Consider the following 15,300-nt stretch of genomic DNA (forward strand, 5'->3'; position numbering starts at 1 on the left):
AATTGTCAATGCAATGTAAAACCGCATTTACACCGTGGGTATAATCATTTCCGTCGAATTAATGATTTCTCCCTGCATCGGTGTTAGACACAATTAGACGATCCCTGAGTATCTCGGCCCTGATCATCATCGGGTATGCCGCGGGCTTCGTCGCCCTGATCTCGCTGGGTGCGTATTCCATCAACGCGATGAACCGGCAACACGAAATCGCCGCCAATCTCTACGCCCATCCCTTTCTGGTGAGTTCGGCCGCAGCCGAAATGAAGGCTACCGTGCTGCAGGTGCGCAACATCATGCTGACCACGGTGCTGGTCAAGGCGCGGCCGGAAACCATCGACGCGCTGGAGCAGCAAAGCCAGGCCATGCTCGCCTCGGTGCGCGGCAACATCGATACGATGCTGGGCGCCTTCCAGGGCGACCGTGAGCGATTGCTCAAGCTTGAACGCACTTTCCGGCAGTGGGACGAGATGCGCCACACGGTCATGGAAGATGTGCGCCGCGAAGATTACGATGCAGCGGAGCGCCTGATCCAGAGCGTGGGTACCGCCAAATTCGAGGATTTGCTCGGCGACGTCGGTTATGTGCTGAATTTTGCCCTTGACCGTGGTCGGCGTCTGGCTGATGAAGGGGAGGTGCAGGCACATCGGGTGATGGCCATGCTGACGGCCTTGCTGGTTTTTCTCGGTATTATGACCGTGGGCATGGGCGTGGTTATTTTCCGGCGCGCCCGTTTCCTGCAATTGCAGCTGGAAAGTGTGGCGGAAGAGGCCGATGCGGCCAACCGCGCCAAGTCGGCTTTCCTGGCCTCGATGAGCCACGAATTGCGGACGCCGATGAGCGCCATGATCGGCATGACCGAACTGGCCTCGCGGCGGATCGATGACCCGGTGGCGCAATCGCAGTTGCAGAAGGCGCTCGGCGCCTCGCACCACCTGCTGCGGGTGATCAACGACATTCTCGATTTCTCCAAGATTGAAGCCGGCGCCTTGAGCCTGGAAAAGGTGGAATTCCGGCTGGGTGAAATTCACGAGAACCTGATCAGTATCCTGAGCGAACGGGTGGCGCACAAGAATCTGAGCCTGACCATCGACCTGGCACCGGAATTGTGCCGGCAGGTGGTGATCGGCGATCCGCTGCGTTTGTCGCAGACGCTCATCAACCTGGTCGGCAATGCCATCAAGTTCACGGAACACGGTGGGGTGACGGTTCATGTTGTCGTCGAAGCGGATGCCGATCAGCAACTGGCCTTGCGCTGGGATATCGTCGATACCGGCATTGGCGTTCCGGAAGACGTGCAGGGCAAGCTCTTCCAGTCCTTCCAGCAGGCAGATGGCTCCATCGCCCGCAAGTACGGCGGTAGTGGCCTCGGTCTGTCGATCTGCAAGGCGCTGGTCGAGATGATGGGCGGCGAGATTGGCTTCAGCAGTCGATCTGGCGAAGGCAGCACTTTCTGGTTCCGGGTTCGCCTGGAAAAAGCGCATCTACATGCTGATGCGCAGGATAGCGAGCCACATATCAAGCCGGAGCAGGTCATCCTCAATAAATACCAGGGGACGCGCGTGCTGCTGGTGGATGACGAGCCGATCAATCAGGAAGTGTCGAAATATCTGCTGGAGGATGTCGGCTTCGTCGTCGATCTGGCCGATGACGGCGAACAGGCCGTCGATCTCGCCCTGCGCGAGGAGTACGCCCTGGTGCTGATGGACATGCAGATGCCGGTCATGGACGGACTGGAAGCGACGCGGCGTATCCGCGAAACACCCGGTCCGGCTGGCCAGGTGCCGATCATCGCCATGACGGCGAATGCCTTCGAGGAAGACAAGCAGCGCTGCTTCGCCGTCGGCATGAACGATTTCATTTCCAAGCCGGTCGAGCCCGAGTTGCTCTATGCCACGCTGCTGCGCTGGCTGCCGGCCAAGCCGCGCCGGCGCGATCAGGTCAAATCCAGCTAGCTAACGAGAGCGGTCGGCAATAGTCGATCGCCGCATCAGGCATTGTTTCCGATGTCTCCGGACGAACGCATGTGGGCGACATCGCGCGCCGGCGGGGCGCCGAACAGCCGGCGGTATTCGCGGCTGAACTGCGAGGGGCTCTCATAACCGACCCGATGCGCCGCGCTGGCGGCATCGTGATCGTCGGAGAGCATCAGCCGCCGGGCTTCGTGCAGGCGGAGCTGCTTCTGGTATTGCACCGGGGTCATCGAGGTCAGCGCCTTGAAGTGGTGGTGCAGCGAGGATTTGCTCATGTTGGTTAGGTCGGCCAGATGTTCGATGGTCACCGGTTGATCGATGTTGTTCTTCAACCAGCCGATGGCACGCACGATCTGATGGCTGTGGCTGCCGGCCGTGGCCGCCTGACACAGGCGTGCGCCCTGGCTGCCGGTGAGCAGGCGATAGAGCAGTTCGCGTTCGATGATCGGTGCCAGCACCGGGATGTCCTCCGGCGTATCGAGCAGGCGGAGCAAACGTAACGCCGCATTCTGAATCTCCTGGCTGAGTTCGCCGATACCGAAGCCGCGATCGACGACAGCCTTCTGCGGTGGCCTGGGCATTTCGGCGCAGATTTCGGCAATCTTGCGCGCATCGAGATTGATCGCCATGCCGAGGTAGGGCGCATCGGGGCTGGCATAGGTGATGCGCGAAGAGATCGGCAGTTCGACGGCAGCGATCATGTAATGCCGCGCATCGTATTCGTAGGCCTCTTCACCGACGAGAACGCGCTTGGCGCCCTGGGCAATCATGGCGAAGGTCGAATTGACCACGGCGCAGGTCGGCTTGTCGGTGGCGCAACCGCGAAACAGCACTAGGTCGGCGATCGGCGTCTCCTGTTTTCCAATCCCCGGGCAGTGCCGGTCGACGATGTCGGCCATTTCGCTACGTTGGGCGGCAAAGAGACTTTCTGCGATGTCGATGGAATTTCCGCTGGCAAGCGCAGTCTGAGGGTGATCGTTCATGGCGTTCTGCTTTGAGGCAATCGATACAGGCTGAAGAGTAGCGTTTTACGCCGCGGCCAACGAGAGTGTTCGCATCAGATTTGGATGATTAGGCAATAAGTCTGAATTTTTGGGTTATCGCTCCGTGCACCGCAGGGCTGAAACTGCAGGCCATAAAACCGGCCGGGCCGACCACGGGCAAGGTCAGTTCCCCCAACCCCACGGAGGAAAAGCAGATGATCCAACTCAATATCAACGGCAAGGACGTCAAGGTCGATGTCGATCCGGATACCCCATTGCTCTGGGCGCTCCGTGACACCCTGCAACTGACCGGCACCAAGTACGGCTGCGGCCAGGCCTTGTGTGGTGCCTGTACGGTGCACCTCGACGGGCAACCGACACGTTCCTGCGTCCTGCCCGTTGCCGCCGCTGTCGGGCGCAAGATCACCACGATCGAAGCGGTCGATGCCAACAAGGTCGGCAAGGCGGTGCAGGAGGCCTGGCGCAAGCTCGATGTCGTCCAGTGCGGCTATTGCCAGTCCGGGCAGATCATGAGTGCCGTGGCCTTGCTCAAGAGCAACAGGAAACCAACCGATGCCGACATTGATGCGGCCATGTCGGGCAACCTGTGCCGTTGCGCCACCTACGTGCGCATCCGCGCCGCCATTCACGAAGCCGCCAAGGCGCTGGCCTGAGGAGATGGACATGAACGCAAAACTGAATCCATCCGTCGCTGGCGACCTGTCTGCTGCAGCGCTGCAAAACGTCAGCCGCCGCCGCTTTCTGCAGGGTGGTGCGGCGCTGACCCTGGGCTTCGTGTTGCCGGCCGGCGCCGCCGACAAATTGCCGGCTGCCGGGCCGGGCAAGGCCGGCGAAGGGCTGGCCGCGGCCGTTCATTTCGAGCCCAATGCCTTCCTGCGCATCGGTGCCGACAACAGCGTCACCGTCATTTCCAAGCACCTGGAGATGGGGCAAGGCACCTACACCGGGCTGGCCACCATCGTTGCCGAAGAACTCGATGCAGACTGGAAACAGGTCAGGGTCGAGGGCGCACCGGCCGATGCCAAGCGCTACAACAACCTCTTCTGGGGCCCGACGCAGGGCACCGGCGGCAGCACGGCGATGGCCAATTCCTGGGAACAACTGCGCAAGGCCGGCGCGGCCGGGCGGGCCATGCTGGTCAGTGCAGCCGCCAAACGCTGGAAGGTGGCCGCGGGCGAGATCGTCGTCAGCAACGGCATCGTTAGCCATGCAACCAGCGGCCGCAAGGCCAGCTTCGGCGAACTGGCGCACGACGCCGCCAATGAAGCGGTGCCGGCAGAGGTCAAGCTGAAGGATCCGAAGGACTTCAAGCTGGTCGGCAAGCGCGCCAATCGCAAGGACAGCGCAGCGAAAACCGACGGTACGGCGAAATTCACGCAGGATGTGCTACTGCCGGGCATGCTGGTCGCCGTCGTCGCCCATCCGCCGCAATTCGGTGCCAAGGTGAAATCCTTTGACGCCGGTCGGGCGCGCCAGGTCAAGGGCGTGGTCGATGTCGTGCAGATTCCGCAAGGCGTGGCCGTGCTGGCCAAGGATACGTGGAGCGCCAAGAAGGGGCGCGACGCGCTGAGTGTGGTCTGGGACGATAGCGCCGCCTTCAAGCTGGGCAGCGAGGAAATCCTGGCCCGCTACAAGGAAATGGCCAAGTCGCCGGGCAAGGTGGCCAAGCAGAGCGGCGACACGGCCACGGCCTTTGCCGGGGCGGCCAAGGTGATCAAGGCCAGCTATGACTTTCCCTATCTCGCCCATGCTGCGATGGAGCCGATGAACTGCGTCATCAAGCTCGATGCCGACGGTGCGGAGGTTTGGAATGGCGAACAGTTCCAGACCATCGACCAGGCGGTCGTCGCCAAGGTGCTCGGCCTGAGGCCCGAGCAGGTCAGGCTGAACATGCTCTACGCCGGCGGCAGCTTCGGCCGGCGGGCCAGCAAGGATGTCGATTACCTGGTCGAGGCGGCGTACATTGTCAAGGCGATCGACGGACGCGCGCCGGTCAAGCTGGTCTGGCTGCGCGAGGACGACATGCGCGGTGGCTACTACCGCCCCTTGTTCCATCATGCGCTGGAAGCGGCCATCGACGGCAACGGCAAGCTGGCGGGCTGGAAGCACCGGCTGGTCGGGCAGTCCATCCTGATCGGCTCGCCGTTCGAGGCTTTCCTGGTCAAGGATGGTATCGATGGCGTGTCGGTCGAGGGTGCTTCCAATTTGCCCTATGCCATTCCCAACCTGACGGTCGATCTGCACACACCGATCGATATTCCGGTGCCCGTGCTGTGGTGGCGTTCGGTCGGCTCGTCGCATACGGCCTTTTCCACCGAAGCCTTCTTCGACGAAGTGGCGGCGGCGATGGGCAAGGACCCGGTCGCTCTACGCCTGGAATTGCTCGACAAGCATCCGCGTCACGCCGGGGTGCTCAAGCTGGCCGCCGAGAGAGCGGCCTGGGGCACGCCGCTCAAGGCCAAGGCCGGCGAACGGCGCGGCCGCGGGGTGGCGGTGCATGAGTCGTTCAATTCCTATGTCGCGCATGTGGCCGAAGTGACCGTGGCCAAGGACGGCACGGTAAAGGTCGATCGCATCGTCAGCGCGGTCGATTGCGGCACCGCGATCAATCCGGACAACATCCGCTCGCAGATCGAAGGTGGCATTGGGTTCGGTCTCGGCGCGATGACCCAGGCCATCACCTTGAAGGAAGGGCGGGTCGAGCAGGGCAATTTCGATGGCTTCCCCCTGCTGCGCATCGGCGAAATGCCCAAGGTCGAAGTGCATATCGTGCCGTCGACGGCGGCCCCGACCGGTGTCGGCGAACCGGGCGTGCCGCCGGTCCTGCCGGCCGTGGCCAATGCCATCGCGGCAGCGACCGGCAAGCGGCTGCGCAATCTGCCTTTCAACACCAATGAATTGGCGGTGTGACATGGACAGTCTGGATAAGCAGGTACTCGATGCTGCCCGCCAGTGGGCGGCGGCCGGGCATCGTTTCATGCTGGTGACGGTGGCCCGGACCTGGGGTTCGGCGCCGAGGCCGCCGGGCGCCTGGATGGCGGTGCGCGACGACGGGCAGGTGATCGGCTCGGTCTCGGGCGGCTGCATCGAGGACGACATGATTCGTCGCATCGGCGCCGGCGAGTTTGCCGGCGAAACGCTGCCGCGCGTGCTGCGCTATGGAGTGACGGCCGACGAGGCGCATCGCTTTGGACTGCCTTGCGGCGGCACGCTGGAACTGGTGCTCGAACCGGCGCCGGATGCCGGGCTGCTCGCCGAGTTGGCCGAGCGCATCGGCGGCGGCCAGCTGGCGCGCCGTCAGGTGTCGCTGATCGACGGTTCGGTGAGCATCGATAGCGGCTCGGCTGGCGACAGCCTGCAATGGGATGGCGAAACGCTGCTCACCCTGCACGGCCCGGCCTGGCGCCTGCTGATCATCGGGGCCGGCCAGATTTCCTGTTACCTAGCGACGATGGCGCTGGCCCTGGGCTATCGCGTCTACATCTGCGATCCGCGCAGCGAATATGCCGATGGCTGGAATGTGCCGGGCAGCGAGCGGATCATGGCCATGCCGGACGATGCAGTGACCGAACTGGCGCTCGATCCACGCAGCGCCGTTGTGGCGCTCACGCACGACCCGAAACTGGACGATCTGGCCTTGCTTGAAGCACTCAAGTCACCGGCTTTCTACGTCGGGGCGCTCGGTTCGAAAGCCAACAACGGCAAGCGGCGCGAACGGCTATTGCAGTATTTCGACCTGTCGCAGGCCGAGGTCGATCGTCTGCACGGGCCGGTCGGGCTGCCCATCGGTAGCCGGACGCCGCCGGAAATCGCCGTGGCCATCCTGGCCGAGATGACGGCCGTGAAAAATGGCCTGAATCGGTCGTCCACCGCAGCAGTGGCTGACCCTTACGCCTGCAAGGTGGCATGAGCGAAATTGTCGGTATCCTGCTGGCCGCCGGCAGCAGCCGGCGCTTCGGCAGCGACAAGCGCTGGCATCGCCTGGCCGATGGCACGCCAATGTCCGTCGAGGCAGGCCGGCGTTTGCTGGCCGCCTGCCCGCACAGCGTGGCGGTGTTGCGACCGGACGATAGCGAACTGGCGCGCGCCCTGACGGAACTCGGAATGCAGGTGGTTTTCTGCGCCGAGGCCGTTGGCGGCATGGGACATAGCCTGGCCGCTGGTATAGCCGCAGCGCAGGAAGCCAAGGGCTGGCTGGTAGCGCTGGCCGATATGCCGGGCATCGCCGCCACGAGCTATCGGGCCGTGCTCGACGCGCTGGCCGCCGATGCCGGCATTGCGCGGCCAACGCTGGAGGGGCAAGTCGGCCATCCGGTCGGCTTTGCCGCAGCTTACCGCGAGGAGTTGCGCAGCCTGACCGGCGATCGCGGCGGCAAGGCGATCATCGCGGCGCACCCGGCGGCGGTGGTGGATTGCCCCGTGAGCGATCCGGGCATCCTGTTCGACATCGATACGCCGGCGGTGGCCTAGTTTTCGTCCGCTTCCAGCTGCAGCGAAGCCGAATTGATGCAGTAGCGCAGCCCGGTCGGCGCCGGGCCGTCTTCGAAGACGTGGCCGAGGTGGGCGCCGCAGTCGTGGCAGGTGACTTCGGTGCGGATCATGCCGAAGCTCTTATCCATGTGTTCGTCGATCAGGCTCTCGTCGTTGGGCGCATAGAAGCTCGGCCAGCCGCAGCCGGAGTCGAACTTGGTTTTTGACGTAAACAGCGGTGCACCGCAGCAGATGCAGCGGTAGGTGCCGTCCTGGTCGCAATCCCAGTATTTGCCGGTGAAGGCACGCTCGGTGCCTTTCTGGCGGGTGACGTAATACTGTTGTTCGTCCAGTTGGGCGCGCCATTCGGCGTCGGTCTTCTCGATTTTCGGCATGTCGTTTTCCTCGCAGATGCGCAGTATGACCGATTCCGCAAACAGAGATTCCCGACTCAGCGGAACTCGAACAGTTCGCGGTGGAACTGGCCGGGCAATAAACCGCTGGATTGCAGCTTCCGTTGCAGGGCCTCGCCCCAGGTGCGCGGTCCGCAGAACCAGACGCTACCGCTCGGCTGCAGGGCAGCCCTGACTTCGGCCGGGTCGAGTTGTCCGTCGCTGTCGGTTTCGCGCAGGTGCAGGCGGACGCCGGTGGCGGCGCACAGGGCTTGCAGTTGATCGGTCACGTCGCCAGGGTGGCGGCGCGGCAGGCAATAGAAGAAATCGACCCGGCGTTCATTTTCTGGCATCTCGGCGAGCGCCTGCAGGCGAGCGAGGAAGGGGGTGACGCCGATGCCGCCGGCGATCCACACTTGATGCGCGGCTTGGTCTGCAGCGAAGTCGAAGCGACCGTAGGGGCCTTCCAGCATGACGGATTGGCCGACCGTCAGGCGTTGGGCGAGCGTGGCCGTATAGTCGCCGAGGGCCTTGATGGCCAGCGTCAACGTACCGTCATCGGGCGACCAGGCGGAGGCGATGGTGAAGGGATGAGGCCCCTCGCCGCGATGGCCGAAATCGGCAAAGACGAATTGTCCGGCAGTATGGCCCGGCCACTGGGCCGTCGGGCGCAATCCGACGAGCAGCACTCGATCTGGGCAGGTTTCGATGCGTTCGATCTGCGCGGCGTGCCGGAGCGAGCGCCCAATGCGTCCGCTCAGCGAGAGCAGGGCGGGGACGACGCCAACCGCGGCAACGGCCAGGGTCAGCCAGGCCAGCGGGGTTTGCCAGAAGTCTTTCGGCATCAGCAGCAGGCCGTGGAAAGCACCGGCCAGGAAAACCAGCGGGAAGAGCTTGTGCACCAGCCGGAAGTAACGGTAGGGAATGCGCCGGATCAAGGCGATGACGACCAGCGCCATCAGGATGTAACCCGCCCATTCGCCCACTTCCTTGGCCAGGCCGATCCACCAGTCTTCCGGCGGGCGCGGTCCGCCACGAGCCGGGCGGGCAATCAGGCCGGCCTTGGAAAGGGTCTTGGGCAGCCATTCGAGTTGCCAGTGCAGCAGGATCAGTACGCCAGCGCCGATGCCGAAGTTCTTGTGCAGGCGGTAGAGCTTGTCGAGGCCGCCGAAGACGTTTTCCAGCCAGGCCGGGCGGGTGGCCAGCAACATGCCGGCACTCATCCACCACAGGGCGAGGATGCCGGAGAACAGGATCAGCGCGCGGCGCCAGGCCCATAGGTTGGGATCGCTGGCGTACAGGTCGGGCAGGATGAAACCCAGCCAGCAGGCGAGGGGGATGAGGGTAAGGGCAAGCAGAGGATGGCGACGCATGATGTTCTCCCGGCATCTTGTTATGGCTCCAAGATACGCTTCAACGCCGCGACTTGCTGTAATGAAGCGTAAGCAAATGCAACCAGCTCATTGCTGCGGTGCACCGGCCAAAATGGGCAAAAACCGAGCCGGAAAAGCGGGGCTTATCCCTGACGCCGAGCCGTGGCTGGGCTATCATTCGGTTTGTCTCTTACGAAAGCGCAGCCATGAATCCACAGCCCCTGAACGACGACGATCTCGACCGCCTTGAAGTCCTGCTCGAAGCGGAGGTTTTCGGCGGGGAGGCGATGCGGCTCGATGAAATCCAGGCCATGCTATGCGCCATCGTCAGCGGCCCGGCCACCGTGGCGCCGACCATCTGGTTGCCCGAAGCCTTGGGCGACGGCATGAACGCCGGCAACGACCCGCTGGTCACTGAAACCATCGAATTGCTGATGCGCCTGAACAACGACATCGCCAGCGCGCTGATCGCCAACGAAACGGTGGCACCGGTGCTCTATCCGGTCGATGAAAACGCCGAAGAGTACGACTACGAAGCCTGGGCCGACTCCTATGTCTATGGCGCGGGCCTCGGTGGCGACTGGTACGAGCTGGCCGGCAAGCATGCCGACGACCTCTCGGAACTGCTCGAACCGATGTTCCTGCTCAACGGCATGTTGAAGGAAGACGCCGAGAAGAACGGCGAGCGCTGGTTCCCGCCAGCCGAGGAAGCCCGTCTGGTGGCCGACATCCAGGAAAACCTGCCGGTCATCGTGCAGACCCTGTACAACTTCTGGCGCAACAAGCGTGAGGGCGGCACGGTACAACGGGCCGAAGAGAAAACCGGGCGCAACGACCCATGCCCCTGCGGTAGCGGCAAGAAATTCAAGCAATGCTGCGGGAGTCCCGACAAGCTGAACTGAGCAAACGCTGCATATATAAAAAGGCCGTTCGATTGAACGGCCTTTTTGCGTTGAAGCTAGCTGAAATCAGCCGAGATCGACCGGCACGAAGATGCGCGAATCGCCGCGTTCGACCAGGATGGCGGCTTTCTTGCCCGATTTGGCAATGATGCCGCGCAGTTGCTCGACGCTGTCGATCGGCTGGCCATTGACCGAGAGAATGATGTCGCCCGGCCGGATACCGGCACGGGCGGCGGCGCCGTTGGCTTGTTCGACGATCACGCCGCCCTTGACCTCAGCCTGACGTTTTTCTTCCGGCGACAACGGGCGGACGGCGACGCCCAGGCGTCCTTTGTCGGCGTTTGGCGTTTCGGTGGCGGCGACCTTTTCCTCGGCGAAGCTGCCGACCTTGACCTCGATATCCTGTGTCGCCCCCTTGCGCCAGACCTGCAGGCGAGCGCTTTCCCCGGGTTTCTTCAAGGCCACGGCAGCTGGCAGGTCGCCGGCGGCGGCGACGCTCTTGCCGTCGATGCCGAGGATCACGTCGCCCGGCTCCAGGCCAGCCTTGGCTGCCGGGCTGCCTTTTTCGACCGATGACACCAGTGCGCCGGCCGGCTTGCCCAGGCCGAAGCTGTCGGCCAGCGCCTGGTTCACTTCCTGAATGCTGACCCCGAGTTTGCCGCGCTGTACCTTGCCGGTGGCGACGATCTGGCGCTCGACGTTCATTGCCACCTCGATCGGGATGGCGAAGGACAGGCCCTGGTAGCCGCCGCTGCGCGAATAGATCTGCGAGTTGATGCCGATCACCTCGCCGTTCATGTTGAACAACGGCCCGCCCGAGTTGCCGGGGTTGACCGCGACGTCGGTCTGGATGAAGGGGACGTAGCTGCCATCCGGCAAGGAGCGCGACTTGGCGGAGACGATGCCGGCGCTGGCGCTGCTCTCGAAACCGAAGGGCGAGCCGATGGCCAGCACCCATTCACCAACCTGGGTTTGCGCTGTGCTGCCGATGCGCACGGTGGGCAGGTTCCTGGCGTCAATCTTCAGCACGGCGACGTCGCTGGCCTTGTCGGCACCGAGCACCTTGGCCTTGAATTCGCGCTTGTCGTTGAGCTTGACGGTCACTTCTTCGGCGCCCTCGACGACGTGGGCATTGGTCAGGATCGTGCCGTCGGCACTAACGATGAAGCCGGAGCCGAGGCCCTGCGTCGGTGTCGATTCCCGCGGCATCTGGCCGCCGAAGCGGCGGAAGAATTGATAGAAGGGATCGTCCGGGTCGAGCTGCGGCAAGGCGGCCGAAGTCTTGCGCGTGCCGGTGACGCTGATATTGACCACGGCGGGCGCGTTGGCCGCAACGATGCTGCGCATGTCGGGCAGCGCGGTCGGCGCGATCGCGACCGGCGGTAAGGTTTGAGTCACGGGTGCGGCGACTGGGGCTGCATGGGCGCTGGAAATGGTTTGTAGATGGCCGAGCGAATAAGCACCACCAAGGGCGGCTGCGACTGCAACAGCGGCGACAGTCATCTTCAAAGTTTTCATGCTTGGTTTTCCTCGAGGACGAAGATCATTGTTGGGAAAATTTTTCAGCCGGCGAGGCGAGCAGCGCACCGGCAGGGGCTGAAATCTCCCGCTTGGCGGTATTACGCGGCGTTTCGCGTTCTGCCGGCGGGCGTAGCGTTTCGATGGCGAAGGCCGGATGGGCCAGCGCAGTGCCGAGCGAGCCGGCGACCAGCAAGGAGCGCAATGCCGGACGCAGGCGGCGGAAGGGATTGCTCGACACGGCCGAGGCGGCCGGCGGCAAATTCAGGTAACGGCGGGCGGTCAGCAGAAAATCGGCAACGACTCGCGCTTGCAGGATTTCATTGCTCTGCATGGGAATCTCCTTGAAACAGGTTTTGGGCCATAGTTTTGCGCCAAACCTGAAGTTTTCAAGTTGTCTTTGTGCGACGATTTGTATCGAAGTTTTTCAAACAGGACTGCTGCGGTGCACCGGCCAAAATGGGCAAAAACCGGGACGGGCGTTAAGATCGCGGCTCCATCCCTCACGCTTGTCCATCATGAAAATCTACCTCGCCGGCCCCGATGTCTTCCGTCCCGACGCATTCGCCTGGGCCGAGCGGGCGCGGGCAGCCTGTGCGGCGGCCGGGCACGAGGCGCTGGTGCCGCTCGATGGCGTCGAAACGACAGCGACGGGGATTTTCGATGCCAATATCGACCTGATCCGTTCGGCCGATGCCGTGCTGGCCAATCTCAATCCCTTTCGCGGCTGCGAGCCGGACTCCGGCACCTGTGTCGAGGTCGGCTTCGCGCTGGCGCTGGGCAAGCCGGTGATCGGCTACCTGGCCAGCGACGAAACGACGACCGAACGTGTCGCCCGCTGGCAGGGACAGCCTTTGCTGGAAAGCCAAGGGCGGCCGGTCGATCGCGACGGCCTGCATGTCGAGGATTTCGGACTGCGCTTGAACCTGATGCTGGCCGTGCCGCTGCGCCTGGTGACGGGCGGCCTGGAAGAGGCGTTGGCGGCGCTCACCAACGGCGGGTGAATTTGCGCCCTTCTTCGACTGCGGCCAGCGCGATGGCGAAGGCCGTGCCGGTCAGCCAAACACTCGCCGGTAGCGGCGCCGTGCCGAACAGCAGATTGCCCAGGCCGGTATAGACGATGGCCGCGATCAAACCGAGTTCGACGCCGAGGCCAAGTAGCAGCAGCCGGTTCTCAAACAGAGGGAAGCGCCAGAAGGGCAGTTGCGGGTGGCGGCAGACAAACAGGTTGGCCACCTGCGCCAGCACGATGCCGAGCAGGCAGGCGGTGGTTGCCTGCAGATAGATCGGGTCGTCTGGCGCCAGCATCTGGCCGTATTCCCAGCCATGCCCCGCGAGCACGATGAAGAACAGAGCCATGGCGCTGGCGGCTTCCAGTGGGCCGAGGAAGAGATAGGCGCGGGCGAGCAGCGGCCACGACAGCAGGCGCTGGTCGCGCTGGCGCGGCGGGCGCTGCATGACTTCCGGATGGGGCGGTTCGGCGCCGAGGGCGAGCGCCGGCACCATGTCGGTTCCCAGATCGACGGCGAGAATCTGCAGGATGGTCAGCGGCAGCGGAATGCCAAACAGCACCGAGGCGAGGTAGGGCACCAGTTCCGGGATGTTCGAGGTGAGGATGTAGGTCAGGAACTTCTGGATGTTCTCGAACACCGCCCGACCTTCCTCAATGGCATTGACGATGGTGGCGAAGTGGTCGTCGAGCAGCACGATGTCGGCCGCCTCGCGTGCCACGTCGGTGCCGGAAAGCCCCATGGCGATGCCGATGTCGGCGGTTTTCAGCGCCGGTGCGTCATTCACGCCGTCGCCGGTGACGGCGACGATGTCGCCCTTGTGCTGCAGGGCCTGGGTGACCAGCATCTTCTGGTCTGCGGTCATGCGGGCGAAGACGATTTCCGGACTGTCGAGCGCCAGTTGCAGGCTGGTCGGACTGAGGTCGCGCAACTGGTCGCCGGTGACGACCTTGGGCGTGGCGCTGCGCACCAGGTCGATTTCGCGGGCGATGGCGAGCGCCGTATGCGGATGGTCGCCGGTAACCATGATGACGCGGATGCCAGCCGCCCGGCAGCGGGTAATGGCGTCGTGCACTTCTGGACGTGGCGGGTCTTCAAGGCCGACCAGCCCGCACAGGCGCAGGCCGTTTTCTTCGGCAGTCTCGCTCTCGGTCAGCGGTTTCCAGGCCAGCGCCAGCACGCGCAGACCGCGCGCGGCGAGGTCTTCCTGTGCCGCCTTGAAAGTTGTGAGGGCAACGGCATCGAAGGGGCGTTCGGCATCGCCGTCCAGCCAGCCGGAACACAGCGGAAAGAGCACTTCCGGCGCGCCCTTGCAGTACAGATTGCCGCTGCCATCGGGCTCGCGAAAGATGACCGACATGCGCCGCCGTTCGGTGTCGAAGGCGAATTCGCCGATGCGCTGCCCGAATTCCGGAATGTCGCCGGCGAATTGCCAGAGCGCGATTTCCATCGGGTCGCCGGCCGGTTGGCCGTCGTGGAACTTCAGGCTGTGGCAGCAGCGCGCGCAAGCGCGCAGGCGCAGGTCGTCGGCACGCGGCCAGCGTTCGGCGGCCAGATGGTGGCGGCCGGCCACGAAGAGTTCGCGCACGGTCATGCGGTTTTGGGTCAGCGTGCCGGTCTTGTCGGTCAGGATCACCGTCGCGCTACCCAGTGTTTCGACCGCCGGCAGGTGGCGCACCAGCGCGTTGCGTCGGGCCATGCGCTGGGCGGCCATGGCCAGGGCCAGTGTCACCGTCGGCAGCAGGCCTTCCGGCACGTTGGCGACGATGATGCCGATGGCGAAGATGAAATTGGCCCAGAACGGAAAGCCCATGGCCTGGCCGATGGCGAAGAAAACGACGCCGAGCGCCAGGGCGAGCAGGGCGACCAGTCGCGATACGCGCTGGATTTCGCGTTGCAGCGGCGAATCGGTCTCGCCGGCCGTTTGCGTCAGGTGAGCAATGCGGCCGAATTCGGTACGCATGCCGGTGGCGAACACCACGGCGGTGCATTCGCCGGCCAGGATCATGGTGCCGGCGAACAGCAGGTTGTTGGCCTGCAGCAGGCTGGTGGCGGACGATGCGTCGGCGCCGATGGCCTTGGCGTAGGATTCGCCGGTCAGCGTCGCCAGATTGGCGCGCAGGCCCCAACTTTCGATCACCCGGCAATCGGCCGGCACCTTGGTGCCTTCGGCCAGTTGCACGATATCGCCCGGCACCAGTTCGGCGGCGGATATTTGTTGCAGCACGCCGTCGCGCCGTACATCGACCTGCTGCGGCAGCAACTGCTTCAGCGCCGCCAGCGCCTGTTCGGTTCGGTAGGCCTGCCAGAAGGAAAAGCAGCCATTGACCAAGATCACGCCGACAATAGCCAGGCCCAGTTGGAGCATGCCCTGGCCGGGGTCGGCATAGGCCGCGAAGAACGCAAGGCCGGCGGCCACCCACAGGATCAGCGCAAAGAAATGGGCGAATTCGCGGGCGAACATCAGCCACAAGGGTGTGGCGGCAACTTCCTCGACCTGATTGCGTCCGTATTCGCCCAGGCGGCGCGCTGCCTCGGCGGCCGACAAACCTTCGCCGCGGCTGCCCAAGCTATGCAGGGCCGCGTCGGGCGTCTGGCGCGCGATGCTCAAACCGGTGGGGTCCATGATCGGCTGGAAGGTCGATGCGGCGGCGAACTGCC

General features: G+C 64.0%; 13 protein-coding genes. 7 read left to right on the forward strand and 6 right to left on the reverse strand.

The genetic code is table 11. The features are described from left to right. The first annotated feature begins 80 nt into the window (after nucleotides 1-80). On the forward strand, nucleotides 81-1,952 hold the full coding sequence (locus WIF35_RS03010) for a response regulator (RefSeq protein ID WP_412480092.1): 1,872 nt from the start codon (nucleotides 81-83) through the stop codon (nucleotides 1,950-1,952). A 35-nt stretch (nucleotides 1,953-1,987) separates the two neighbouring features. On the opposite strand, the gene WIF35_RS03015 is transcribed toward WIF35_RS03010, so the two are convergent. Beyond that, complete coding sequence (locus tag WIF35_RS03015; protein WP_412480093.1) at nucleotides 1,988-2,953, reverse strand: AraC family transcriptional regulator N-terminal domain-containing protein; 966 nt, start codon at nucleotides 2,951-2,953, stop codon at nucleotides 1,988-1,990. A gap of 215 nt (nucleotides 2,954-3,168) precedes the next feature. Here WIF35_RS03015 and WIF35_RS03020 point away from each other — a divergent pair, with 215 nt between their 5' ends. Genes WIF35_RS03020 through WIF35_RS03035 form a run of 4 tightly spaced genes read left to right on the forward strand, consistent with a single transcriptional unit; the run spans nucleotide 3,169 to nucleotide 7,444 of the window. Then, entirely contained in the window at nucleotides 3,169-3,627 is a 459-nt protein-coding gene (locus tag WIF35_RS03020) for a (2Fe-2S)-binding protein (protein WP_412480094.1), read from the forward strand. Nucleotides 3,628-3,637: 10 nt separating this feature from the next. Then, nucleotides 3,638-5,884, forward strand: coding sequence for a molybdopterin cofactor-binding domain-containing protein (locus WIF35_RS03025; protein ID WP_412480095.1), 2,247 nt, complete (start codon nucleotides 3,638-3,640; stop codon nucleotides 5,882-5,884). 1 nt (nucleotide 5,885) lies between these two features. Next, entirely contained in the window at nucleotides 5,886-6,884 is a 999-nt protein-coding gene (locus WIF35_RS03030; protein WP_412480096.1) for an XdhC family protein, read from the forward strand. Beyond that, entirely contained in the window at nucleotides 6,881-7,444 is a 564-nt protein-coding gene (locus tag WIF35_RS03035; RefSeq protein ID WP_412480097.1) for an NTP transferase domain-containing protein, read from the forward strand. The genes WIF35_RS03030 and WIF35_RS03035 overlap by 4 nt, the downstream gene beginning before the upstream one ends. Here WIF35_RS03035 and msrB read toward each other — a convergent pair. Both msrB and WIF35_RS03045 read right to left on the reverse strand, forming a co-directional pair. Next, nucleotides 7,441-7,839, reverse strand: coding sequence for a peptide-methionine (R)-S-oxide reductase MsrB (gene msrB / locus WIF35_RS03040; RefSeq protein ID WP_412480098.1), 399 nt, complete (start codon nucleotides 7,837-7,839; stop codon nucleotides 7,441-7,443). The two genes, WIF35_RS03035 and msrB, sit on opposite strands and share 4 nt — an antisense overlap. Nucleotides 7,840-7,895: 56 nt before the next feature. Then, the gene (locus tag WIF35_RS03045) at nucleotides 7,896-9,209 is read right to left on the reverse strand and encodes a ferric reductase-like transmembrane domain-containing protein (protein ID WP_412480099.1); all 1,314 of its coding nucleotides are present in this window, start codon (nucleotides 9,207-9,209) and stop codon (nucleotides 7,896-7,898) included. 206 nt (nucleotides 9,210-9,415) lie between these two features. On the opposite strand from WIF35_RS03045, the gene WIF35_RS03050 reads away from it, so the two are divergent. Next, on the forward strand, nucleotides 9,416-10,111 hold the full coding sequence (locus tag WIF35_RS03050) for a UPF0149 family protein (protein WP_412480100.1): 696 nt from the start codon (nucleotides 9,416-9,418) through the stop codon (nucleotides 10,109-10,111). A gap of 66 nt (nucleotides 10,112-10,177) precedes the next feature. On the opposite strand, the gene WIF35_RS03055 is transcribed toward WIF35_RS03050, so the two are convergent. Together WIF35_RS03055 and WIF35_RS03060 are read right to left on the reverse strand one after the other, a co-directional pair. Beyond that, on the reverse strand, nucleotides 10,178-11,629 hold the full coding sequence (locus WIF35_RS03055) for a DegQ family serine endoprotease (RefSeq protein WP_412480101.1): 1,452 nt from the start codon (nucleotides 11,627-11,629) through the stop codon (nucleotides 10,178-10,180). A 25-nt stretch (nucleotides 11,630-11,654) separates the two neighbouring features. Next, a complete protein-coding gene (locus WIF35_RS03060) occupies nucleotides 11,655-11,963 on the reverse strand; it encodes a hypothetical protein (protein ID WP_412480102.1) in 309 nt (102 codons plus the stop codon). Between the two features lie 184 nt (nucleotides 11,964-12,147). On the opposite strand from WIF35_RS03060, the gene WIF35_RS03065 reads away from it, so the two are divergent. Next, nucleotides 12,148-12,633, forward strand: a complete 486-nt coding sequence (locus tag WIF35_RS03065) for a nucleoside 2-deoxyribosyltransferase (protein ID WP_412480103.1) — start codon at nucleotides 12,148-12,150, stop codon at nucleotides 12,631-12,633. On the opposite strand, the gene WIF35_RS03070 is transcribed toward WIF35_RS03065, so the two are convergent. Continuing rightward, a complete protein-coding gene (locus WIF35_RS03070) occupies nucleotides 12,617-15,265 on the reverse strand; it encodes a cation-translocating P-type ATPase (protein ID WP_412480104.1) in 2,649 nt (882 codons plus the stop codon). The genes WIF35_RS03065 and WIF35_RS03070 overlap by 17 nt on opposite strands. Nucleotides 15,266-15,300: the final 35 nt, after the last annotated feature.

Source organism: Azonexus sp. IMCC34839 (assembly GCF_047047955.1).
GTDB lineage: Bacteria > Pseudomonadota > Gammaproteobacteria > Burkholderiales > Rhodocyclaceae > Azonexus.

Coding starts and splice junctions, on each gene's coding strand:
- WIF35_RS03035 (WP_412480097.1), top strand. CDS start 6,881: ATGAGCGAAATTGTCGGTATCCTGCTGGCCGCCGGCAGCAGCCGGCGC.
- WIF35_RS03030 (WP_412480096.1), top strand. CDS start 5,886: ATGGACAGTCTGGATAAGCAGGTACTCGATGCTGCCCGCCAGTGGGCG.
- WIF35_RS03020 (WP_412480094.1), top strand. CDS start 3,169: ATGATCCAACTCAATATCAACGGCAAGGACGTCAAGGTCGATGTCGAT.
- msrB (WP_412480098.1), bottom strand. CDS start 7,839: ATGCCGAAAATCGAGAAGACCGACGCCGAATGGCGCGCCCAACTGGAC.
- WIF35_RS03015 (WP_412480093.1), bottom strand. CDS start 2,953: ATGAACGATCACCCTCAGACTGCGCTTGCCAGCGGAAATTCCATCGAC.
- WIF35_RS03070 (WP_412480104.1), bottom strand. CDS start 15,265: ATGGACCCCACCGGTTTGAGCATCGCGCGCCAGACGCCCGACGCGGCC.
- WIF35_RS03060 (WP_412480102.1), bottom strand. CDS start 11,963: ATGCAGAGCAATGAAATCCTGCAAGCGCGAGTCGTTGCCGATTTTCTG.
- WIF35_RS03055 (WP_412480101.1), bottom strand. CDS start 11,629: ATGAAAACTTTGAAGATGACTGTCGCCGCTGTTGCAGTCGCAGCCGCC.
- WIF35_RS03045 (WP_412480099.1), bottom strand. CDS start 9,209: ATGCGTCGCCATCCTCTGCTTGCCCTTACCCTCATCCCCCTCGCCTGC.
- WIF35_RS03050 (WP_412480100.1), top strand. CDS start 9,416: ATGAATCCACAGCCCCTGAACGACGACGATCTCGACCGCCTTGAAGTC.
- WIF35_RS03065 (WP_412480103.1), top strand. CDS start 12,148: ATGAAAATCTACCTCGCCGGCCCCGATGTCTTCCGTCCCGACGCATTC.
- WIF35_RS03025 (WP_412480095.1), top strand. CDS start 3,638: ATGAACGCAAAACTGAATCCATCCGTCGCTGGCGACCTGTCTGCTGCA.